Origin of the sequence: Streptomyces sp. NPDC002785, from assembly GCF_040295565.1 — a bacterium.
GTDB lineage: Bacteria > Actinomycetota > Actinomycetes > Streptomycetales > Streptomycetaceae > Streptomyces.
In genome coordinates this window covers 1-22,019 of sequence record NZ_JBEOVN010000030.1, presented here as the reverse complement: position 1 = coordinate 22,019, position 22,019 = coordinate 1, and the positions used below count along the sequence as shown (strand labels likewise).

Sequence of the window (22,019 nt, the reverse complement as noted above, 5' to 3'; positions counted from 1 at the left end):
GAACGGCTGGGGAGGCGTAGCCTTGATTTCCGCTGTCCATCACCTTGTGAAGCGGAAGAGGGCGGTTGCCGCCGTGTCGTCTCAGTCCCCCAGTAACTCGAGCATCTCGACCGACCAAGCCAACCCGGGTTCGAACCCGGCTGCGGCTTTCGGCCCCAATGAGTGGCTCGTCGACGAGATCTACCAGCAGTACCTCCAGGATCCCAGTTCGGTCGATCGCGCCTGGTGGGACTTCTTCGCCGACTACAAGCCGGGTACGTCCGGCACGGCGGACAAGCCCGTTCCCGGCGCCGCAGCCGCGGTGACCCCGGCCGCCACCGCACCCCAGGCCACCGCACCCCAGGCCACTGGGACGCAGGCCCCGGCTCCGGCCGCGAAGGCCGCCGCACCCGCGGCTCCGGCGCCCGCACAGGCCGCTCCCGCCGCCGCTGCTCCGGCAGCCCCGGCGAAGGCAGCCCCGGCTCCGGCCGCGAAGGCCGCCGCGCCTGCCCCGGCCAAGCCCGCCGCGGCCGAGGCCACCGAAGCCCCGGCAGGACCGGAGTACGTGACGCTGCGCGGCCCGTCGGCCGCCGTCGCGAAGAACATGAACGCCTCGCTGGAGCTGCCGACGGCCACGTCCGTCCGCGCCGTTCCGGTGAAGCTGCTCTTCGACAACCGCATCGTCATCAACAACCACCTCAAGCGCGCCCGGGGCGGGAAGATCTCCTTCACGCACCTCATCGGGTACGCGATGGTGCAGGCCCTCAAGGCCATGCCGGCGATGAACCACTCCTTCGCGCTGAAGGACGGCAAGCCGACCCTGGTCAAGCCGGAGCACGTCAACCTCGGTCTGGCCATCGACCTGGTGAAGCCGAACGGCGACCGCCAGCTGGTCGTCGCGGCCATCAAGAAGGCCGAGACGCTCAACTTCTTCGAGTTCTGGCAGGCCTACGAGGACATCGTCCGTCGTGCCCGCAACGGCAAGCTCGGCATGGACGACTTCACCGGAGTCACCGCCTCGCTGACCAACCCCGGCGGCATCGGCACCGTGCACTCGGTGCCCCGCCTGATGCCCGGACAGGGCCTCATCATGGGCGTCGGCGCGATGGACTACCCGGCAGAGTTCCAGGGCACCTCCCAGGACACCCTGAACAAGCTGGGCATCTCCAAGGTCATGACGCTGACCTCGACGTACGACCACCGGGTCATCCAGGGCGCCGCCTCCGGCGAGTTCCTGCGGATCGTCGCCCAGCTCCTCCTCGGCGAGAACGAGTTCTACGACGAGATCTTCAAGGCGCTGCGCATCCCGTACGAGCCGGTCCGCTGGCTCACGGACATCGACGCCTCGCACGACAACGACGTGACCAAGGCCGCGCGGGTCTTCGAGCTGATCCACTCCTACCGGGTACGCGGCCATGTCATGGCCGACACCGACCCGCTGGAGTACCGCCAGCGCAAGCACCCCGACCTGGACATCACCGAGCACGGCCTCACCCTGTGGGACCTGGAGCGGGACTTCGCGGTCGGCGGTTTCGCCGGCAAGTCGATGATGAAGCTCCGCGACATCCTCGGTGTGCTGCGTGAGTCGTACTGCCGCACCACCGGCATCGAGTTCATGCACATCCAGGACCCGAAGCAGCGCAAGTGGCTCCAGGACCGGGTGGAGCGCACGCGCACCCAGCAGCCCGAGCGCGAGGAGCAGCTGCGCATCCTGCGCCGGCTGAACGCGGCCGAGGCGTTCGAGACGTTCCTGCAGACCAAGTACGTCGGTCAGAAGCGGTTCTCGCTGGAGGGCGGCGAGTCCGTCATCCCGCTGCTCGACGCGGTCATCGACTCCGCCGCCGAGGCCCGCCTCGACGAGGTCGTTATCGGCATGGCCCACCGCGGCCGGCTGAACGTGCTGGCGAACATCGTCGGCAAGTCGTACGCGCAGATCTTCCGCGAGTTCGAGGGCAACCTCGACCCCCGGTCGATGCATGGCTCCGGCGACGTGAAGTACCACCTGGGCGCCGAGGGCACCTTCACCGGTCTGGACGGCGAGCAGATCAAGGTCTCGCTGGCCGCCAACCCCTCGCACCTGGAGGCGGTCGACCCGGTCCTTGAAGGCATCGCCCGCGCCAAGCAGGACATCATCAACAAGGGCGGCACGGACTTCACGGTCCTGCCCGTCGCGCTCCACGGCGACGCGGCCTTCGCGGGCCAGGGCGTCGTCGCCGAGACGCTCAACATGTCGCAGCTGCGCGGCTACCGCACCGGCGGCACCGTGCACGTGGTGATCAACAACCAGGTCGGCTTCACCGCCGCCCCGGAGTCCTCGCGCTCCTCGATGTACGCCACGGACGTGGCGCGCATGATCGAGGCGCCGATCATCCACGTAAACGGTGACGACCCCGAGGCCGTCGTCCGTGTCGCGCGCCTGGCCTTCGAGTTCCGGCAGGCGTTCAACAAGGACGTCGTGATCGACCTCATCTGCTACCGCCGCCGCGGTCACAACGAGGGCGACAACCCGGAGTTCACCAACCCGCAGATGTACACCCTGATCGACAAGAAGCGCTCGGTGCGCAAGCTCTACACCGAGTCCCTCATCGGTCGCGGCGACATCACGCTGGAAGAGGCCGAGCAGGCCCTCCAGGACTTCCAGGGCCAGTTGGAGAAGGTCTTCGCGGAGGTCCGCGAGGCCACCTCGCTGCCGGCTCCGGCACACACCCCCGAGGTCCAGCCCGAGTTCCCGGTCGCCGTGACCACCGCGGTCTCCCAGGAGGTCGTGAAGGTCATCGCGGAGTCCCAGGTCAACATCCCCGACCGGATCACCGTCCACCCCCGTCTGATGCCGCAGATGCAGCGTCGCGCGTCGTCGGTGGAGAACGGCACGATCGACTGGGGCATGGGCGAGACCCTGGCCATCGGTTCGCTGCTGATGGAGGGCACCCCGGTCCGGCTCGCCGGCCAGGACACCCGCCGCGGCACCTTCGGCCAGCGGCACGCGGTCCTCGTCGACCAGGTGACCGGCGAGGACTACACCCCGCTGCTCTACCTCTCCGACGACCAGGCCCGTTACAACGTCTACGACTCGCTCCTCAGCGAGTACGCGGCGATGGGCTTCGAGTACGGCTACTCGCTGGCCCGTCCGGAGTCGCTGGTCATCTGGGAGGCCCAGTTCGGTGACTTCGTCAACGGCGCGCAGACCGTCGTCGACGAGTTCATCTCCTCGGCCGAGCAGAAGTGGGGCCAGACCTCCGGCGTCACGCTGCTGCTGCCGCACGGCTACGAGGGCCAGGGCCCGGACCACTCGTCCGCCCGCCCGGAGCGCTTCCTCCAGCTGTGCGCGCAGAACAACATGACGGTCGCCATGCCGACCCTGCCGTCGAACTACTTCCACCTCCTGCGGTGGCAGGTGCACAACCCGCACCACAAGCCGCTGGTCGTCTTCACCCCGAAGTCGATGCTCCGCCTCAAGGCGGCGGCGTCGAAGGCGGAGGAGTTCACCACCGGCGGCTTCCGCCCGGTGATCGGCGACGACTCGGTGAACGCGAGCGACGTCCGCAAGGTCGTCTTCTGCGCCGGCAAGGTCTACTACGACCTCGAGGCCGAGCGCGAGAAGCGTGGCGTCACGGACACCGCGATCATCCGTCTGGAGCGCCTGTACCCGCTGCCGGGTGCCGAGCTGCAGGCCGAGATCGCCAAGTACCCGAACGCCGAGAAGTACCTCTGGGCCCAGGAGGAGCCGGCCAACCAGGGTGCCTGGCCGTTCATCGCCCTGAACCTGATCGACCACCTGGACCTGGCCGTCGGCGCCGACGTCCCGCACGGTGAGCGCCTGCGCCGCATCTCGCGGCCGCACGGCTCGTCCCCGGCGGTCGGCTCGGCCAAGCGCCACCAGGCCGAGCAGGCACAGCTGGTCGCCGAGGTCTTCGAGGCCTGACCGGTCGCTGTACGCACGCCGAAGGGCCCGGTTCCGCGAGTTGATCGCGGGGCCGGGCCCTTCGGCGTGCGTACGGTTCAGATGATCGGGGGCTCGAAGTCCCAGAACGGACGGTTGCGGGAACGCGCCGAGACCGTATGGACGTGCTGGGCGCCGAGTGTGGCCGCCAGGTCGTCCAGTGCCTCGCTCTCGACCTTTTCGGCTCGCCGCCGGTCCCGGACACCTCGCAGGTCCGCGGCGTGCGCGATCCGGGCGGAAAGAGTCAGCGGATGGGTCCGGCCGAGGACCTCGACGGCCCTGGCAATGATCGATTCCGTCAGTGCGGCGGCCGATTCCGGGTCGCCCACCAGGTTGCGCAGCGCCGAGGCGTTGATCGCGCAGCCCAGGGTCCAGGGGTGGTGCTCACCCACGGCCCGGATCATGTCGGCGAGCGCCTCCTCCAGGAGGGTGTACGCGTGATCCCGCTCCCCCACGTTGCGCAGGATCAGGGCATGGTTGGCGCGGGTGCCCGCCACATACGGGTGTTCTTCGCCGAGCATGCCCGCATAGCCCCGGACGACCTTCTCGCTTATGTCCCTGGCCTGGTCGATGTCCGCGTGCTCACGGGCGAAGCAGCTCTGGCCGGCCGCGAACATCATGGTCAGCGGGTCGTCCTCGCCCAGCACGCGTTCGCTGCGTTCCAGGACCCGGGTGAACAGCGCCGCGGCCCTGGCACGCTCCCCCGAGCGGTACTGGCAGAGGGCGAGGTTGTGTTCGGCACTCAGGGTCTGCGGATTGTCGTGCCCCATCACGAGCCGGTGGACGCGGGCGCTCTGGCTCTGGAGCGATTCGGCCTCGCTGTAGCGGCCGAGCAGGCGCAGGTCGGTGGCGTAGTTGATCTCGGAGTAGAGCGTCCAGCTGTGACGCGGACGCAGCAATTGCCGCCGGGCCTCCAGAGTCCGCCGGTTGAGCTCCAGGGATTCCCCGTACCGGCCGAGCAACCGCAGCGAAATGGCCAGGTTGTTCTGCGCGTTGAGCGTGCGTGAGTCCTGGTCGCCCAGCAGTTCGCGGTAGGCGGCGAGGATCCACCCGGACATCTCCAGCGCCTCGTCGTAGCGGCCGAGGCCCCGCAGGTCGGCAGCGAGGCCGCCGGCGGCCCGCAGGTGTTCCAGGTCCTGTGCGCCGCGTTCGGCGCGCAGATGGTCGACGGCGGCCCGTTCGATGGCTTCCGTACCGGCGTAGTCACCTACGGCCCGCAGCAGATTGGCGTAGTGGTAGCTGAGGTCCCAGACCCTGGGGTGGTCCTGGCCGAGGAGTTCCCGCCACGCCTTCATGGCACGCGCGCCGAGTTTGATGCCGGCCCGGTACTCGCCGGAAAGGTACATGTAGCGCAGGCAGTTGAGCACCAGGGTCTGCACCGCCGGGTCGGTGCTCTTGAGCACGTCGGCCCATTTCAGGTGCGGAGTGATCTCGGCGTAGGCAGGCCACAGACGGGTGTCGGTGGGCCGGCCGGGGTCCGCGGCCGCGAGCGCCCGGCGGACCACGTCGATGAACTCCCGGCGGTCGCGTTCCGGCATGTCCTTGCCGACGATCTGGTGGACCATGCGGTGCATGTAGAGCGATTCGCCGGACGACGCCTCGTCGACGACCGATTCGTGGGATTCCAGACGGACCACGGAGTACTGGCGGAGCTGGCCGATCGCCCTGTTCCACAGCAGCGGGTCGTTCATCAGGCCGGAGAGCTGTTCCGGCAGTTCGCCGGGGGGCATTTCCTTCAGCAGCCGTACGGGGATGGAGCCTGGGGCGAAGAAGCTGCACAGGCGCAGCAGGTCGACGGACTCGGGGACGGTGTCCTTGAGCTTGTTCAGCAGTATCGACCAGGCGGTCTGGAAGGCGAGCGGGAAGTCCGCGGAGACCTTGACGACGTCCTGGTCGATGCCGCCTTCGAGGAGCTCGATGTACTCCTCGACCGACATGTCGGAGTCATTGAGCCAGCCGGCGGTCTGGGCGAGGAGCAGCGGAAGGTCTTCGAGGGCTTCGGCGAGCTGATCGGCCTCGGCCGGGGTCAGGCGCGGGGCCCGGCGGCGGATGAAGGCGACCGACTCCTCGCGGTCGTAGACCGGTACCTCGACGAGGTTGCTGTTGTGCTCGCTCCACTCCGGGTTGCGGGAGGTGATCAGGACGTGCCCGGGGCCGGTCGGCACCAGGTCCCAGATGTGTTCGGGCTCGTCGGCGCCGTCGAGGACGAGGAGCCAGTGGGAGTGCGGTTCGCCGCGGCGCAGCGCGTCCCGTACCGCGCGCAGCCGTTCGCCGTACTCGGCACCCGTGGACAGGCCCAGTTCAGGGGCGAGTTCGGCGAGCTTCTGGCGATAGAGGACACGGCGGTCGGCGGGCACCCACCACACGACGTCGTACTCGGAACCGAAGCGGTAGACGTACTCGGCGGCCAGCTGGGTCTTGCCGACGCCGGACATGCCGTGCAGCGTCACGACTCCGGCGCCGTGCCCGGCGTCCTGAAGGGCCTGGTACGCCTTGCTGAGCAGCTCCTCACGGCCGGTGAACCGGGTGTTGCGGCGCGGCACCCCGCCCCACACCTCGGGGGTGTCGGCCGGATACCGGGGTCCCTGCCCGGCCCCGGCGGAGTCGGGCAGCGGGTCGGTGGGCAGGCCCAGGCGGACGAGGAGCCGCCGTTCGGCCTCGCCGGCGCCGACGTTGGTGAGGTCGGCCGCGCCGAGGACCGAGGTGGCGCCGGGCAGCGCGGAGGTGGTGACGGAGACGGCGGCGAAGCGGTCGGGGGCGGGGGCGACGACCTCGCGCAGGGCCCTGTTCCACTCGTCGTGACTGCGGGGGCCGAGCTGAAAGTACCAGTCACTGAGAATCACCAGGACGCTGCCGCGTGACAGCGTCAGGTCCCGCAGCGACTCCTCCAGCGGAACCTCGACCGGCGGGTCCCAGCGCTGCTGGACGACCGTCACTCCACGGCGCTCCAGACGGTCTCCGATCCACGCCGCCCAGGCGCGGTTGAAACCGGCGAAACTGATGGTGACGGTCTGCGCCCCGGTTGCTCCAACTTGCTTACGCGTTCCGGGCATTCAGCCGCTCCCTGCCTCGATACGAGCCTTGTCAACATACACCGGAGCATGGTCGCTCCGGCCGGTATCACGGGGCCTCTCACTGCCTTCGCGAGCCGTTCCTCTGCTGCCATATCACCTTGGCGGTGGCCACGTACGCCTGCGCGCACGCGAGATGACCCGTGGGAGGCGGACAATCGTCCAGACGGTGGTAGAGCGTGATCATCTCGTTGACCAGCACCCGGCCTTCGCGGGTAAGTGCCGCCGATCCGGCCAGCACGGGCAGTACGGCCCCGACCTGTTCGCGGCAGCGGGCGTGCTCGGCCCAGGCCAGGTCGCGATGGGTGACGCGCTGCGCGCCGAGCGCGAACCGCTGCCAGTAGTCGGCCAGCGCGATGTGCGAGTAGGCGCCCTGGAGGAGGCCGTCGAAGGGCCGGGGGTCGGAACGCCAGGGGGCGAAGTGGCGTGGTGTCGCGTCCTCGTGGTGCAGCGGTACGAGGGCGCCGAGTGCGGCCAGTTTGGTGTGCTGGAGTTCATGGACGAGGGTCGAGGCGAAGTAGGCAGGGGTGGCCGGCTTGCTGCTGAGGACGGCGCCGAACGCCTCACGCCTGGTGCCGCTGCAGTGCGCCGCGCCGTCGCCGGTGGGCGCGGAGCCGGGGGGCCGGCCGAGCGGTATCAGGCAGCGCAGCAGCACGGCCGCTTCGGTGAGGCGGTGCTCGCCGCCGATGCGGAGCAGGGGTTCCACTCCGGACCAGGACTCGGTCCAGGCCTTGCGTTCGTGGTCGTCGGTACGGGTGGCGGCGCTCAGTCCGTGCCGCTCCGGTCCACTGCCGTCGGTGCGGTACGGATCGAGGTCGTCCAGGGGCACGGGGCCGACGCCGGGCAGCACGGCGGGCAGGGCGTGGACGGGCAGCCAGCGGGGGTCGGGCGAGCTGGTCGTACCGTCCCGGTGCGCATGCACGGTGAGGGACGGCCCGCCGGCCGGCCGGCACACCGTCACCCCGCCGTCCGAGACGTCGATATCCACCGCTCCTGGGGGCATGCGCAGAGCCCCCAGGGTGGGCAGGGACAGCAGCCCGTCGCGAGCGGTGAGCCGGGTGCCGAACGCGACCCCGCCGCGGATCGCCGCCGCAGCGGCGAGTGCGCTCAAGTGGTCGAGGTCTGCCGGGAGTCCGGCGCCGGAGGTGGCACCGGTGAGACCGCGAAGGCAGCGCTGCGCCCAGGGCCCGGCGAGGGGATGGAACAGGACCGTGCGCACGGCGGCGCGGTCGGCGCGTTCGGCCGTCTCCAGCAGCGCCCAGTCCTGGTGCAGCCGGTCGAGCGCCCGGGGCGGACAGACGGTCGTGGGGGCGGCCTCGGCTGCGTCCAGCAGGGCGCGCAGGAGGAGGAGTCGGCGGGTGTCCTGGTCGCGTACGAGGACGTGGAGGGTGTCGGCGTCGCCCTCGGTGCGGCCCAGTTGGCGCAGCATGTGGTCCGGGAGTGGGGGGCTCATCGGTTCGCTCCTGCGGTTGCGTCGTACAGCCGGCCCGCGATGTGGCGCACCAGCCGTTCGAGATCGGCGCAGTAGACGGACGGGTTGGTGAAGCCGTTGTCTGCGCGGTAGCGGTGTGCGTAGTGGCCGCCGCCGCAGACGGTCAGCAGCGGGCAGGCGCGGCAGGCGGCGGCGAGTGCGTCGGCCCCTGCCTGGCGGGCGGCGACGCCGGGGTGGCACAGGGCGTCGTCGAAGGTGTGGCGGAAGACATCGAGCCCGGTGGCGGCGGCTGTGTCGTAGGCGGACTTGAGGGAGTCCACCTGCTCGATCGTCCCGTCGGTCTCGATCACGATCGCGTTGAGCGGGGTGAGGCCGAGGGATTCGGTGGCGGCGGGCAGGCCCAGCAGCAGGGCGATGCACTCCTCGAAGAGCCGGATCCGGGTCTCCCGCCGTCCGGCCGGCCACCAGCGGTCGAAGACGGTGGTGAGCCAGTCGCCGTACGGGGTCGGGCGGCCCGGTCCGGGCACCGTGGGGGCCGTCCCCGCATCGGGCAGGCCCGGCGGGGGGTTCGTCCAGTTGCCGTGCGGCAGCAGCAGATCCACGGCCGGTGGACGCAGGGCGAGCAGCGACTCGTACATCTCGATCGGGTCGGTCCGCGGGTCGACGACGGTGAGGATGCCCGCGTACGCGCCGGGGTGCCGGTCGGCGAGGAGCCGGGCGCCGCGCGAGGCGGCGGGCCAGGAGGGGCGTCCCGCGTGGTCGGTGCGCCGGGTGTTGTGGACGGCCAGACCGCCGTCGAGGCTGATGCCGATGCGTATGCCGTGCCGGGCGAGGGTGGCGACGCGCGCGTCGGTGAGCAGGGTGGCGTTGGTCTGCACGGTGGTGTGGACGGTGCAGTCCGCGGGCACCAGGTCGCGCACCCGGTCGGCCAGGGCGGCCAGCCGGTCGGCGCCCGCGAGGAGGGGTTCGCCGCCGTGCAGGACAAGGGCGAGGTTGTGCAGTCCGTGGGCCGCAGCGTGTTCGGCGATCCGGTCCGCGGTGCGGTCCAGGACGGCGGGTGCGGCGGCGGCCGGGCGGGCACGCCAGGTGTGGTCGGGGCCCTCGTAGAGATAGCAGTAGTGGCAGGCCAGATTGCACCGGCCGTGCACCTTGACGATGAACTGCCCGAAGGGGACCGGGAGTCGGCCGTCGGCGCCGGTTTCCTTGCACCGGGGTGTGTGCGGCGTCGCCTGTCGGGACACTCCGGCACCCCCGTGCTGCATGTCTGCCGGGACGGCCCCCGTTGCCGGCCCGAGGCGAGTATCCCTGGCCTGCCGGGCGGGCAAACCCGTCCCGGACCACGATGTCCTGTTCAACCGGGCCCCGGACCGAAATCGTGCGGCTTCGGCCCTGCCCCGCGGAGCTGCGGGGCAACCCGCCTCAGAAGGCGTTGTTGAATCCCCACAGCATCTCCCGCGGCTGCTCGGCCCGGCCGCGCAGATCCGCGACCACCGCGCGGAGCACCGGGTGGTCCAGTGTCCGCAGCGCCTCCAGATCGAGCCCCAGCAGATCCGGCAGCTCATCCGGCCCGCCGCCCGGCCCGCCGTTGCGTACCGACTCGCTCATCACGCCTCCCCGTACCGTGTACTGCCGCATCGGGCCTGCGACGACTCGCTCGCCGTTGAGCGCGTCCCGTTGAGCCCGTGTCCCTGACACACATACATCTGCTCGCGTTGCGATGGTGCGCGTACTGCCGACGCCCGGTGTGCGTCGCACCAGGCACATCGGTACCGATGCCCCGCACAGTCCGGCATACGCTTTCTTGAGCATGCCATCGACCGGCATCCGTCGTATGCCGGTCGTACACAGCGCGCATCGCCCGGATCGCGTCGGACCTCCAGCCGCGCCGCCCGAACGCCGACTGCCCGGCGCTCAGGGCTCCAGCTCGGCCAGCCGTTCGGCGGTCGACTCGCCCGCCGCGCCGCCGCCGTCCGGCAGTTTGCGCCATTCCTGGCGGGCGGCCCGGTACGCCTCGCGTGCGGCCCGGGGACGTCCCGCCCTCTCGTATGTCATACCCCGCCAGTGGTTGGCCGTAGCACTCAACTCGACTGCCTGTCGAGTCTGTTGTGGACTATCCAGCTCCGCTTCCGCCGTGCCGGCCGCGTCGGCCGCGCCCCGGAACGCCTCGGCCGCCTCGTCGAGCCGGGCCGGACGTTGCAGCACCCGGGAGGCGTCGAGGTGGGACAAGCCCAGTTCCAGCCGGCAGCGCGCCGCGGTCAGCGGGTCGGTCGCCTCCTGGGCCGCGAGCCCGAAGAGATGCTCGGCCTCCCGCAGATCGACCCGGTCCTCGGTGGCCCGGTGCCGCAGCATCAGCGCCCGCCCCAGCATCAGCAGCCGCTCGGCCTGGCGCGCGCTGCCCGCCGCCGTCTCCGTACGGCAGTCGCGCAGCACCCGTACCGCAGCGCCGATGTGCGCGCGGCCGTCGGGCAGTTGGGCGCGGCGCAGCAGGGTGCCGCCCCATTCGGCGAGCAGATCGGCGTGAGCCTGCGAGTCGCGCGGGACGCCGCGTGCGGCGCGGGCGAACCAGTCGGCCGCTGCGAGGAGTTCATCCGGATTTCCGGTGTGTTCGTAACGGGCGACACGGACTCGGGCGGCCCGAGTCCAAAGCAAGGCGCGCTGCCGCTGTTCCCGTACGGTCTCCAGAGCCTGCTCGATCAGGGTCGCCGCCTCGTCCGGCTCCTCACCGGAGGCGAGCAGGGCGTCCACCAGATCCAGCAGGATGCGCACCTCGGTGCCCATGGTGTGCCGGCCGCCGCCCTGTTCGAACGCCGTGCGCAGGGAGCGCGCCGCCCGACCGGCATAGACCCGGGACTGTTCGGTGTCGACGGTGGCCCCGGCCAGTCTCAGCAGGGTCCGGCCGTGTGCCAGCGGCAGGGCGGCGGGCCGGTTCTCCTGGTCGGGCCAGACATCGGCGAACGCCTCCAGCATGCCGTACGCGGCCTGCAGCAGAGCGGTGTCGCCGTCGAGCCGCCACTGCGCCTCCAGGGCCCGGACCCGCTCCAGCGTGAGCCGGAGGGCCTCGGCGGGTTCCAGACCGGGGTCCGAGCAGGCGGCCGTGTACTCGCGGTCGGCGCGCCGCAGCAGTTCCAGTGCGCCGCGCCGGTCGCCGCGCCGCCGCCGGTCGTCGGCCGCAGCGTGCAACACCTTGGCCAGTACGGCCCGTTCGCGTGCCGCCCCGGGGTGCGCAGCTGCCCGTTCGGCGGCGTACTCGGCCTCGCGGAGCAGCTCGGCGTCGCCCTGGACCTCCCACAGCCGCAGGACGCAGCGCGAGTACTCCGCCCACAGCTCGGGGTCGGCACCCGGCCGCTCCTCGCGCTCGGTGGCACCCCGAAGCAGCTGCACGGCGTCGATCAGGTACTGCACCATGCTGTCCGATTCGAAGTGCCGCACGAGGACGCGGGCGCTCTCCACCGCCGCGTTCGGCGTCCGGGCGGGGCTCCGGTAGCCGTCCCGGTCGGTCTGGATGACGAACTGCTCGGGCAGAGGCATGAAACGCTCCAGTACGCGGACCGCGACCTCGGCGAACGGATGGGGGGCGCGCGATGCGCCGCTTGCGCCGCTCTCCCCGTTCTCGTCACCGTCTTCGATCTGCCCGTCGAGCGCGCTCTTCGCCATGGTGTCCATGGCAGGGGTGGACCGCGCCGATCCGTGTCTGCCCTCGCCGAGCTGGGCGAAGGCGAGGGCCGGGAAGTTCGGCCCGCCCTTCCCGAACCGCTGCTCGATGTACTGCGAGCAGTGCTTGAGTACGAGCAGCGCCTCGTCCCGGCCCAGCGGACCGAGCAGCGCTTCCCGGACGCCGGGCGCGAACTCGTACCACTGGCCGCCGTCCGCGCCGCCGTCCTCGGCCTTGCTCCGTGTCAGCAGTCCGCTCAGCAGTACCTCGGCGAGTTCGGACGGTCCGGAGTGGGGCAGCATCGTGCGCTGCACCAGCTGCATCACGGGCAGATACAGCGGGGCCGCCGCGAGATAGACGGCCAGCTGTCCGGCGACCGGGGAGGCCGCGGATCGGAAGCGGCTGACCAGTTGGAGCGAGGACAGCCCGTCGCCGGGGCGCTGCGCGGCCGCCGCGGGCTGATCGGCCCGCACCCAGCCGACGGCTCCGGAGATCTGCCCCGCACCGGTGCCGGAGAGCAGTCGCGCCCAGGCCGCCAACGCACCTTCCACCGGCGGGAGTACGGGAATCGCGAGGGCTCCCGGGTGCACGGCGGGCCCCGTTCCGGCGTGCTCCGTGACCTTCAGTACGGCGGCTCCGCCGGGCCCGTCGCCCCGGGCCAGCGAACCGTAGGTGACCGGCAGCCTGGTGCGGTTCCACATGCGCTGCGGCAGGGGCTGGAGCACGGCGGCCGGGGCCTGTCCGGCCAGCTGGTGCAGCAGCCGGTGGGCCCGGCCGCTGTGCCAGAGCGGACCGGCGCAGTCGCTGACGAGGACGGTGACACGGCGGCCGGTCGGATCGCTCAGCCGGTCCGCGGAGTTCAGCGGTGCGGCGGCCGGATCGGGGCTGCGGCTCACCGCGGCCGCACCGTCGGGCCCCTGGTGCAGATAGCGCACCTGGACATCCCGGAAGGCACCCAACTGGCCGAAGAGCTCCTGCAGTTCGCCGAACATCCGGTCCCACACCAGCATCGAGGACGAGGCGTCCATGACGCACTGCAGCAGCGCCTCGCCCCGGGACGCGCCGCGGAACACCGGAATGATCAGCCCGCCTGCCCGGGCGCTGAGCTCGGCGGTCGCCGTCTCGTCGAGGGTGCGGCGCAGCGGAGGCGCGGCCGGGCGATAGCGCTGCAACGGACGTAGCGCTCGCTGGAGTTGGAGCGGCGCGGGGAGGGCGGGGGCGGCGGGTACGCCGAGGGTGAGCGCTCTCGCCCGGCCGCCCCGGGTGGAGCTCCGTCCGCGCCCGGCCGGGCCGTCCGGGCGCCGGCCGCCGGGTGGCGTGGTGCGGGGTACGGGATAGAGGGCGATCCGCCGGTCGGCGTCGCCGGGGTCCCGCCGCTCCGCAGGCTCGTCCTCCGGCGCGGGGCCCGGGGCTTCGTCCCGACCGGTCACCGGCGGCGCGGGGCGCCCGGCCCGCCGGTCCGCCTGGGCCAGGTCGGCGGGCAGGGGCGGCGTGGCCGCGTCGCTCTCGTCGTCCGGCGCATCGGGGTGGCGGGTCCAGCGGGCCAGCCAGAGGGCGTCGCAGAGCTGCTCGGCGTCGGGGTCGAGCCCGGCCTCGCGCAACCGGGCGACGAATGCGCGCAGCAGGCCTCCGTCGTACGGCTCGGAATCCGGCTGCTGCTGCGGCTCGCAGCCGGGCTCCGGCGCCGGCCCGACAGCTTCCAGAGCTTCGGGCCCGGCGCCCGTTGCCTCGCCCGGGACATGGGGGCCGTACGGCTCCACGGCGTCACCCGGACCGCCGTCGGGGCCGCGTCCCTCACCCGGTCCGTGCCGCGCCTTGCCGTCGGCCATCAGCACATCACCTCGGCCGGTCGAGTCGCTGAATGAGCAGGTCGGCGAGGCGGTCGCGGCCGGCCGGGGCGGCGGCATCGGTGAGGTAGATCGCGTTCAACAGCTGGTCGGTGGCGAGGAGTTCGCTGCGGGAGCGCTCCAGGAAATGGGCGATGAGATCGTCCCCGGAGCGCGCCGCCTCGTCGCCGAGGTGGGCGCGTACGAAAGTCGCGAGCCGCTGGTGGTCGGGGCGTCCGAGCTCCAGGTGGATGCAGCGGCGCATCAGGGGCGCCGGGAAGTCCCGCTCGCCGTTGCTGGTGAGCACCACGAACGGGAAGGACCGGCACTGCACCCTGCCGCCCCTCACTTTCACCTTGTTGCCGTCGTCGTCGAGGACCTCCGCCTCGCCGTCGGGCAGCCGGTCGGCGATCCGCTCCAGCTCAGGGATGGCGAACTCGCCCTCCTCCAGCACATTGAGCAGGTCGTTCGGCAGATCGATGTCGCTCTTGTCGAGCTCGTCGATGAGCAGTACGCGCGGCCGGTCCGAGGGCAGCAGCGCGGTGCCGAGCGGCCCGAGCCGGATGTAGCTGCCGACGCTCTGTGCCGATTCGGCGCCGGCCGCCCCGGCCGCCGCACTGTGCGCTGCGATCTGTACGTCCTGGAGCCGGGCGATCGCGTCGTAGTGGTAGAGGCCGTCCTGCAGCGTCGAGCGGCTGACAATGGGCCAGCGCAGGACCCGGCCGAGCCCGAGCTCATGGGCGACGGAGTGGGCCAGCGTGCTCTTTCCGGCGCCGGGGCTGCCGGTGACCAGCAGCGGACGCCGCAGATAGAGCGCGGCATTGATCATTTCGAGCTCTTCGGCGCCCGGCCGGTGGAGTTCGGCGATGTGCCGGTAGCCGCCGAGGCGGCGGTCGGCTGATCCGTCCCCGTCCTGCTCGTCGGGGTCCGGGGCGCCGCGGCCCGCGAAGTCCCGCCAGGGCGGTGGGGGCGGGAGCTGCTCGATGCCTTCGTGCGGTTCGCCGGCCCCTCGGTAGATGAGCCACTCGCTGGGTTCACTCATAGCGTGTTCCTCGTCGTCACTCGTCCGCCAGGGGCAGCAGTCGAACGTGCATCACGGTAGCGATCCGGCGTACACCCCGTAAGGGCCCGGTCGTTCACGGTGCCTCCAGGAACTGCCCGGAGCCGGGCAGCGGATGGTGCGGATCGTCGTAGAACAGGGCCACCCCGTCCGACCAGTACGTCTCTGCACGGCCCGCATGCAGCCCCTGCCTCAACTCATGGATCTTTTTCGGGAGTTGAACGGCGCTGCGGGCCTCGGCGATCGTATCGCCGGCCCGCCGGTGGAATTCCGTGCAGACCGCGGCCGGCTCGCCCGTCCGGCGCCGCCACAGGGCCACCCCGAAACCCCCGTCGAGCACCCGCCCGAGCCCGGCCGCGGCCTCCGGGTGGGTCCGGTCGCCGTAGCGGCAGAGCACCGGGACGGTCTCGTACGCCAGTCCCCGCAGCTCCTCCACCACGGGTACGGGTACCCGCATTCCGTCCTCGCAGTCGACGACGGCGGCCCGCATCGCGGCGGTCATGGTCCGGTTCCAGCGCGCCTCGCGCTCGTCGATCCCGTCATCGGCCCGGAGCGGATGGTGGTCCAGGCGGCGGATGACCACGGGGCGCAGCACTCCGAGCGGCCGCCCGTCGGGCGGCACCCGCCATCCGTCGGCCTCCAGGTCCATGAGGGCCTGGGGTACGGCGACCTGGAGCACGGCGGGTTCGCCGGGTTCGTCGCACCTGCGGAACGCCTCCGCCAGCGGGCCCGCGAGCCGGGCCGGGAGGGCCTCCGGCGCGGTACCCCGACTGTCCTCGGCTACGGGCAGGACGTCCCCGGTGTGCTGGGCGACGCCGATCCGCCAGTCGTAGCGGTCCCGTTCCCAGCCGCGCGGCTCCAGCGCCAGCAGGACGAACGGGGCGCTGCGTGTCCTGGCGGTTTCGAGCGTCGGCGACGAGGTTCGCAGGTGCTCGAGGCCCGGGGCGTGCCGGCCGTTGTGCCGGAGCCCGGCAAGTTCATGACGGAACTTGCGGGAGAGCCGGTCCTCGGCCATCCGCTTCACCCATTCCCACAGGGATGCCTCGGCGAGTCGGGTGGACGGCAGGACGTAGGGGCGTTCGGCGGAGATGGCGCTCATGCAATAACGCAGGATCAGTTCCAGTGCGCCGTCGCCGCCGGGGGCGTCGTACAGCGCCCCCAGTCCGTCGCGCCAGCCGCGCGGCGCGGCGTGGTGCTCGGCCGGGTGGGTGTCCGGCAGCCGGTCCAGGAGGTCGAGGAGGCTGCGGGTGCTGAGCGGGGGCGGGAGTTCGGCGAGCCGGCCGAGCAGGTCGACGCGTTGCTGGGGACTGAGGGCGAGCCCCGCTCCGGCACCCAGTTCGCGCTGGAGATCGGCCCAGGTCCGCTCGGTGCCGACCGGGCTGGTGTGCCGGTCGGCGTGGTAGCGGTCGTGGGCGTGGAACACCGCCCGGTAGGGGTCGTCGGACTCGGCGGAGACCGTCCCGGGCGGCACGGGCAGCGTACGCAGCCGCTCGACGCCGATCGAGGTACCGCCGGTCGTGCCGTCGGAGCGCGACTTGAGTACGCCGACGACCTCGCCGCGGGCCAGGTCCACCACGGGTCCGCCGGACAGGCCCGGATACATCCGGTCGCCGTCGAGCCGCATCTGTTCGTCGTCCTCGGCCCAGTCGCCGAAGGTGCCCATCACCTGGCATCGCCCACTGAACCGGGTCAGCTGCCCCGAGCCGCCGTCGGTCCAGCCCGTGTAGAGGACCGAGCCGCCGCCGAACATGCCCGCCGGGCGCTCGGTGACGTACACGCAGGGGTGCTCGACGGGCCGCAGCAGCCGGATGAGCGCGAGGTCGGGGGCGGGCCAGCCGCCCGAAGGCGCTGGAACCCGCATGCCACCGGGCCCGGCCGTGGCGTGACGGCTCTCGGGCAGGGCGGCGGCCACGGTGCCCTCGACCGCGGTCTCGGCGCTGCCCGGGTCCGGTTTGAAGACCACGTTCACATGACGCCCCTCCCCCTCCATCGCCACGTGCGCGCACGTGAGGACCCAGCTCGGGGCTATGAAGAAGCCGCTCCCCAGGAAGCCGCTGTCGGATCCGTCAGGGGCATACCCGGGCTCCGGGCGATGGATGCGTACGGTCGCCGCCATCACGAGGCCCGCCAGCGCACGGTACGTACTCTCCGAACCGCCCCCTGCGCCCCTGCCCGGCGGCCGGGTCATGACGGGCTTCCGGCGTCCGGCCCGGCGCCGTCCGGTTGCGCCGGTGCGCCGGTGGATGCCCCGGCGTCCGGATTCCCCGTGGATGCGCCCGGGGCCGCTGCCGGTGGTGCCGTGGGCGCGGGCGGATGTCCGGGCGGCGAGGAGGGCGGGGGCGGCATGGGCGGTGCGGGGTGCGGTGACGTCTGCCCCGCCGCGTGCGCCGCGGAGTCCGGCACGGTCTGCACTGCCGAAGGCGCCGTGGCCTGTGGTGGCGGCTGCCCCGTCCCACGCGCCCCCGTCTGCGCCGGGACCGTCGGATCGGCGGGCGGACCGCCACCGCTCCACGTCAGCGTGACCTTGATGCCGCCCTTGGCCTCGCCGTCCGCGAGGAGGCCGACGACCTTGCCCGCCTTCGCGGTGAGCTCGATGCCGAATTCGACGCTGACCTCGTCGGGCCGCACCGCCCGCAACGGCTCGGCGAGCGAATGCGCGACGCTGGTCACGACGGCCTGGAGGCTCTCGACCCGGGCCTGCACCTGCTCGGCGAAGTCCCCGTAGCCGATGTCCGTGAACGCCGGCCCCCGGGCGGGCTTCGCCAGCTCCTCCGCCCCGGAGATCCGCGCCCAGACCGGTGTGCCGTCCGGCATCTCGATGCGCGTGATACGGGATCCGCTGTCACCCATGAAAACCCCCGTTTCCCAACTACCCGCAGGCTAACGGCAGTACGCGGCCGATGCGAGATACATGGACCATGACGCCGGGGTGCAGCGGGCCGGTTCTCGGCGGGCTCGCGCGGCTGCCGCGGACCGGACCCGGGGTCGCGCTCCCGGCCTTCGAGGGGCTGTCCACCAGGCATTAGGCTTGCCGCATGTATTTCACCGACCGAGGTATCGAGGAACTGGAGAAGCGGCGAGGCGAGGAAGAGGTCACTTTCGAGTGGCTCGCCGAGCAGCTGCGTACGTTCGTCGATCTCAATCCCGATTTCGAGGTGCCGGTCGAGCGCCTCGCCACCTGGCTGGCCCGCCTCGACGACGAGGACGAGGACGAGTAGTCGGACCGGCCCGACGCCATCGCCCTCTCGATCTCCTCGGCTCCGAACCGGCCGTAGGCGAGGCCGAGCGGTCCGTGCGTCACCTGCAGCGCCCCCGCGCAGAGCCAGCCGCCGGACGTAGCCGACCGGGCCGGGAATCCGCACGCCGGCGTGTGACCGGCCAGGCTGCCGTCCCACCACAGGGCGAGAAGGGGCCAGGTCGAGTCCGACCGCGAGCGCGGTGACCCAGCCGGCCCGGTCGACCGGCTCCGCTTCCGTACCCCCATCGTTCTGCCAGGGCTTTCCCCTCGGATACGAGGACGGACCACCCGCCTCCGGCGGGCGCGAGCAGCACCCGCTCGCCCAGCAGATGGACCACCGGCCGTACGGTCTCGGGTTCGGCACGGCACGGCATCAGCCCCCGGGGGTGTCGCGTTCACGCCCACACGAGGTAGGGCAATTTGCCCATATTTGAAGCCTTCTGACCGACCGGCGACCTCGTGATGCCCCTCGACTTCCCTTGACTTCCCCGAGCCGCGATATATCGTGTTCTTCAAGAGACGCGATATGTTGCGTCATTCTGCGCTCCCCGGAGGTCAGATCCATGCCTGTGTCGACATGGGCCATCGCCGAGCCCCAGAAGCTGACCTTCGACGACCCCGTGACATCGCTCAATGTGCGCATCGTCGGGGGCACCGTCAATGTCGTCGGCACCGAGGAGCCGACCGCCCGGCTGGAGATCTCCGCGATCGAGGGCCCGCCGCTGATCGTGACCCAGGAGGGCGGCGCCCTCACGGTCGCGTACGAGGGCCTGCCGTGGAACGGCTTCCTCAAGTGGTTCGACCCCAAGGGCTGGCACCGGAGCGCTGTCGTCTCGCTCGCCGTGCCGGCCGGGTCGGCGGTGGAAGTGGGCGTGGTCGGCGCCGGAGCCGTCGTATCCGGAATCCGCGGGCGTACGGACGTCCGGGGCGTCACCGGCGACACCACGCTCGTCGGGCTCGCAGGTCCGGTCCGTGCCGAGACCGTCTCCGGCAGCGTGGAGGCCCAGTCGGTCACCGGCGAACTGCGCTTCATGACCGTCTCGGGCGATCTGACGGTCGTCGAGGGCGCCGGGGCCTCGGTCCGGGCGGACTCGGTCAGCGGCAACATGGTTCTGGACCTGGACCCGACCGGGAAGCACACGGACATCCAGCTGGTCACGGTGTCCGGCGAGGTCGCCATCCGGCTGCCGCACCCGGCGGACGCGACGGTCGAGGCGAACACTGCGAGCGGCGCCGTCTCCAACGGCTTCGAGGATCTGCGGGTCAGCGGCCAGTGGGGGGCGAAGAAGATCACCGGCACGCTCGGCGCCGGGACCGGGAAGCTGAGGGCGACGACCGTCTCGGGATCGATCGCCCTGCTGCGCCGCCCACCGGCCGAGGACGATCCGTACGATGCCGAGCCGACCGGAAAGGTGCTCTGACATGCCCCCCGTATTCGCCCACGGCCGCCTCCGCCTCTATCTGTTGAAGCTGCTCGACGAGGCCCCTCGCCATGGCTACGAGGTGATCAGGCTCCTGGAGGAGCGCTTCCAGGGGCTGTACGCGCCTTCGGCGGGCACGGTCTATCCGCGCCTCGCCAAGCTGGAGGCCGAGGGTCTCGTCACCCATGCCACCGAGGGCGGCCGCAAGGTCTACTCGATCACCGACGCGGGCCGCGCCGAACTGGCCGGCCGCACGGACGAACTGGCCGATCTGGAACAGGAGATCAGGGACTCCGTCTCCGAACTGGCCGCCGAGATCCGGGACGACGTACGCGGCGCCGCCGGCAAGCTGCGCAGCGAGATGCGGGCCGCGGCGCACGAGACCAGGCACACCTCCGCCGGCCCCACCGGACGCAAGAGCGACTGGGAGTCCGCCTTCGGCGACCTCGGCGACCTCGTCGACCTCGGCAACTTCGGCGCCCTCGGCGACAAGGAGGCGTGGCGCGCCGCGAAGGAGGAGCTGCGCAAGGCCAAGCAGGAATGGAAGGAGCAGGCCCGCCGGGCGAAGGACGAGTCCCGCCGCGCCCGCGAGGACGCGCAGCAGGCCCGGCGCCAGGCCAAGGAGGCCCAGGACAGGGCGCGCGAGCAGATGCAGAACGCCGCCCGCCAGGTCCAGGAGCACTTCGCGCGCGGAGACTGGCCCTCGGGCGTACGGGAGGGGCTGGCCGAGATCACCGGCCAGCTGGGCAGCTTCGCGAGGACGGGCAGCTGGCCTCCGTACATCAAGCCGGAGCCCTCCGACGCCGACCCGGAATGGGGCAAGGACACCGCAGGGACCGGCGACCCGGCCCGCGATCTGGACCGCCTGCTCGACCGTTTCCGCGACGACATCCGCGACGCAGCCCGGGACCGGGGCGTCACAGAGGCCCAGCTGACGGAGGCTCGCGGCCATCTGTCGACTGCGGCGGCCCACATCGGGGCGTTGCTGCGGAAGGACGACGGCGGGGCGCCCGGCCGCCAGGGGTAGGGAAGGGGCGGGGCCGTCGCCTCGCCCCTTCCCTCAGCCGCGTGCCGCCCAGGTCACCGTGACCGTGACGCGAGCCCCCTCGCGGGCCCGGATGCGCACCTCTCCCCCGCGCCTGCGGACCTTGGCGTGACCGTCCACCGCGACCCGCCACTCCCCGGCCGTCGGCGGCAGGGAGACCTCCGTGGTGCCGCGGCGGCCCGCCGTGTAGGAGAGCCGGTAGACGCCGGTGGTGTCGTCGTACGTGTCGGAGTGGACGGCTCCGGCGACGGCGGGCGCGTACGGTGTGGCGGTCCGTTCCTTGTTCTCGGCGAAGGCCCCGTGCTCGTCCAGGGCGCAGTAGCCGCGGCCGTAGCACCACACCCAGCCCGCCCAGCCCGAGGTGTAGCGGTTCAGTGAGGCCATGGCTTCCCGGTAGAAGCGGCCCATCCGCGGGAGTGTGTTGTTCAGCGGGCCCCATTCACCGACGACCACCGGAATGCGCTGCTGCGCCGGGTACGTAGTGACGGCGGCCTCGTACGCCTCGAGCCAGCCGGCTGACGGGTCGTAGTCGCCGCCCGCCTCCATCGCGGCGTTGTAGAAGTGCGGTGCGTAGACGATCCGCCGGTCGCCGACGGTGCCCAGTCCCGTGGGGACGCCCTCGCCGACGATGGGCGTGGGTTCGATGAACAGCCAGTTGGCGCGGTCGGCCGAGCGGATCGCACGGGCCAGCCGGTTGTACATCGGGGTGAGCTGCCGGGCCTCGATACGACGGGCGGCCGTCGCCAGGTCCTCCCCCTCCCGCATCTCCCCCATCGGCTCATTGATCAGGTCGTAGCCGAGGACGGCGGGGTGGTGCGCGTAGCGCTCGGCGACGACCTGCCACATCCGTGCCTGGGCGAGCTGGAGATCGGGGTCCTCGTAAAGATGGGTGAAGGCGCGCTGCACGGCGGGCTCGAAGTACTCGGAGAACCAGTCGTCGGGGTGCGGGGTGAAGGGCAGCCCGTCGGTGCGGGTCGCCCAGGCCGGGATGCCGCGGCTCCCGAACGCCGGGCCGAAGACGTCCTGATGGGCGTCGAGCACCACCTGGATGTCGTACTTCCGTGCCCAGTCCAGGATCCGGTCGATCCGGCGCAGATACGCGGTGCTGTAGTGGCCGCGGCGCGGCTCCAGGTCGTCCCAGAAGATGAGCAGCCGGGCGAATCCGAAGCCCTTGGCACGCAGATCACGGAAGTGCTTCTCGGTGATGCCGGTGAGAGCCTGGTCACCGCTGTTCGCCTTGTCCGCGACGTTCCAGCCGCGCAGGGTGAGCGTGCGTCCCAGGTCGTCGGTGAGACGGGGGATGCCGGACCGGTCAGGTGGTGCGGGATGTGCGTCGGCGGCGGGGGCGAGGGCCC

At 71.8% G+C, this 22,019-nt stretch carries 13 protein-coding genes; 4 read left to right on the top strand and 9 right to left on the bottom strand.

Annotation, left to right across the window (positions count from 1 at the left end; genetic code table 11):
* Positions 1–73: 73 nt before the first annotated feature.
* A complete protein-coding gene (locus ABTZ94_RS10795) occupies positions 74–3,901 on the top strand; it encodes a multifunctional oxoglutarate decarboxylase/oxoglutarate dehydrogenase thiamine pyrophosphate-binding subunit/dihydrolipoyllysine-residue succinyltransferase subunit (protein ID WP_351199630.1) in 3,828 nt (1,275 codons plus the stop codon).
* Between the two features lie 77 nt (positions 3,902–3,978).
* Here ABTZ94_RS10795 and fxsT read toward each other — a convergent pair whose 3' ends face one another.
* The 8 genes from fxsT to ABTZ94_RS10755 all read right to left on the bottom strand — a co-directional run bounded on the left by fxsT (position 3,979) and on the right by ABTZ94_RS10755 (position 17,810).
* Entirely contained in the window at positions 3,979–6,972 is a 2,994-nt protein-coding gene (gene fxsT / locus ABTZ94_RS10790) for an FxSxx-COOH system tetratricopeptide repeat protein (protein WP_351199628.1), read from the bottom strand.
* 79 nt (positions 6,973–7,051) lie between these two features.
* Entirely contained in the window at positions 7,052–8,443 is a 1,392-nt protein-coding gene (locus ABTZ94_RS10785) for an aKG-HExxH-type peptide beta-hydroxylase (protein ID WP_351199626.1), read from the bottom strand.
* The gene (locus tag ABTZ94_RS10780) at positions 8,440–9,684 is read right to left on the bottom strand and encodes an FxsB family cyclophane-forming radical SAM/SPASM peptide maturase (protein WP_351199624.1); all 1,245 of its coding nucleotides are present in this window, start codon (positions 9,682–9,684) and stop codon (positions 8,440–8,442) included. The genes ABTZ94_RS10785 and ABTZ94_RS10780 overlap by 4 nt, the downstream gene beginning before the upstream one ends.
* Positions 9,685–9,841: 157 nt before the next feature.
* Entirely contained in the window at positions 9,842–10,027 is a 186-nt protein-coding gene (fxsA, locus tag ABTZ94_RS10775) for an FxSxx-COOH cyclophane-containing RiPP peptide (RefSeq protein WP_351199622.1), read from the bottom strand.
* Between the two features lie 306 nt (positions 10,028–10,333).
* A complete protein-coding gene (locus ABTZ94_RS10770; RefSeq protein ID WP_351199620.1) occupies positions 10,334–13,903 on the bottom strand; it encodes an SAV_2336 N-terminal domain-related protein in 3,570 nt (1,189 codons plus the stop codon).
* A 7-nt stretch (positions 13,904–13,910) separates the two neighbouring features.
* A complete protein-coding gene (locus ABTZ94_RS10765) occupies positions 13,911–14,942 on the bottom strand; it encodes an AAA family ATPase (RefSeq protein WP_351199618.1) in 1,032 nt (343 codons plus the stop codon).
* 94 nt (positions 14,943–15,036) lie between these two features.
* On the bottom strand, positions 15,037–17,148 hold the full coding sequence (locus tag ABTZ94_RS10760) for a VMAP-C domain-containing protein (protein ID WP_351199616.1): 2,112 nt from the start codon (positions 17,146–17,148) through the stop codon (positions 15,037–15,039).
* Positions 17,145–17,810, bottom strand: a complete 666-nt coding sequence (locus ABTZ94_RS10755; RefSeq protein ID WP_351199614.1) for a CU044_2847 family protein — start codon at positions 17,808–17,810, stop codon at positions 17,145–17,147. Before ABTZ94_RS10755 ends, ABTZ94_RS10760 begins: the two co-directional genes overlap by 4 nt.
* A gap of 185 nt (positions 17,811–17,995) precedes the next feature.
* On the opposite strand from ABTZ94_RS10755, the gene ABTZ94_RS10750 reads away from it, so the two are divergent.
* The 3 genes from ABTZ94_RS10750 (at position 17,996) to ABTZ94_RS10735 (ending at position 20,646) form a co-directional block, all read left to right on the top strand.
* A complete protein-coding gene (locus ABTZ94_RS10750; protein ID WP_003961784.1) occupies positions 17,996–18,178 on the top strand; it encodes a DUF6104 family protein in 183 nt (60 codons plus the stop codon).
* A 583-nt stretch (positions 18,179–18,761) separates the two neighbouring features.
* Positions 18,762–19,619 carry a DUF4097 family beta strand repeat-containing protein gene (locus ABTZ94_RS10740; RefSeq protein ID WP_351199612.1) on the top strand — a complete coding sequence of 286 codons (858 nt, stop codon included), beginning with the start codon at positions 18,762–18,764 and terminating at the stop codon, positions 19,617–19,619.
* A 1-nt stretch (position 19,620) separates the two neighbouring features.
* The gene (locus ABTZ94_RS10735) at positions 19,621–20,646 is read left to right on the top strand and encodes a PadR family transcriptional regulator (RefSeq protein ID WP_351199610.1); all 1,026 of its coding nucleotides are present in this window, start codon (positions 19,621–19,623) and stop codon (positions 20,644–20,646) included.
* Positions 20,647–20,679: 33 nt separating this feature from the next.
* On the opposite strand, the gene ABTZ94_RS10730 is transcribed toward ABTZ94_RS10735, so the two are convergent.
* On the bottom strand, positions 20,680–22,019 hold a 1,340-nt coding region (locus ABTZ94_RS10730), incomplete at its 5' end, for a cellulase family glycosylhydrolase (protein ID WP_351199608.1).